The organism is Shigella sp. FC1967 (assembly GCF_001743005.1).
Lineage (GTDB): Bacteria > Pseudomonadota > Gammaproteobacteria > Enterobacterales > Enterobacteriaceae > Proteus.
Map to the genome: position 1 here is coordinate 1 of NZ_MIIZ01001052.1, position 1,123 is coordinate 1,123.

Sequence of the window (1,123 nt, forward strand, 5' to 3'; positions counted from 1 at the left end):
TAAATCACCCCCCCCATAATGCCACCAAGTACAAAATTACCAATAAAATCAATAGGTGTTAATTGAGAGAGTTGTGTTTTACCTGATAAATTCATATGGGCTAATATGATAGTAAAACCAATAATAAAATTTGATAATAACCAGAAAATAATATTCCATATGCGTCTCACATTTCCAATAATCTCTACACTTATTATAAAGCAGAAAATCTTACCCAGATAAAAATCTGAATTATTTTTCATGGCATTTGACTAAGAAAAAACACTTAATATACTTAGGTTTGTTGATTTTAAAACTGACACTATACTTATTAAGATAGTTTGATAGTAATATCTTTTTATCAACACAATAACTTCTCGCCTTTACTACTACTTACGCGGGATATCACTGAATTGTTTTTGAACACATATTTTGGAGAAAAAAAATGAATAAAAAAACTACTTACTTCATTGGTTCTAGCGGGTATCGTTACTATTACAGCAGGTTGTGATGACTCATCTAAAAAAAGTCGATGAAGGTATTGATAAAGCAAAAGAAACGGCAACTCAAGTCACTGAAACCGCACAAGATAAAGCGAATGAATTAACAGAACAGGCAAAAGATAAAGCAGCCGACTTGCAAGAAAATGCATCAGCAAAAGCAGATGAATTAACACAACAAGCTCAAGAATTAAAAGATCAAGCAGAACAAAAAACCACAGAATTAAAAGCACAAACGGATGAAAAAACAGATACGCTAAAAGAAAGCATTTCACAAAAAACCGATGAATTAAAAGATGCAAGTGCGGCAAAAGCGGAAGAAATTAAGCAAAGCCTAGAAGCCGAAAGTAATAAATTATCTGAAAAAGCCGCGGAGCTAAAACAAGATGCGAGCAAAACGGCAGATAATCTGATGCAAGAAGCAGACAATAAAATTGATCAGCTAAAAGGTGATGCATCAAAAACCAGCGATGATGTAAAACAACAAGCTCAAGAGACTGAAAATAAAGCACTTGATAAAGCGGACCAATTAACTGATCAAGCTAAACAAAAGATTGATGACTTAAAAACTGAAAATAAATAATCTGATTTCAGTTTTTTTTGATGAATTGAGAGCCAGCAAATTTTTCGCTGGCTTTTTGTTC

The 1,123-nt window shown here is 32.7% G+C and carries 1 protein-coding gene and 1 pseudogene; one reads left to right on the forward strand and one right to left on the reverse strand.

Annotation, left to right across the window (positions count from 1 at the left end; genetic code table 11):
• A pseudogene (locus BHE89_RS27160) lies at window positions 1-159 on the reverse strand (DUF421 domain-containing protein); the annotation flags it as partial.
• 330 nt (window positions 160-489) lie between these two features.
• Between BHE89_RS27160 and BHE89_RS18025 the strand changes: the two are divergent.
• Window positions 490-1,062: a hypothetical protein gene (locus BHE89_RS18025; protein WP_286146277.1), complete on the forward strand. Its 573-nt coding sequence runs from the start codon at window positions 490-492 to the stop codon at window positions 1,060-1,062.
• Window positions 1,063-1,123: the final 61 nt, after the last annotated feature.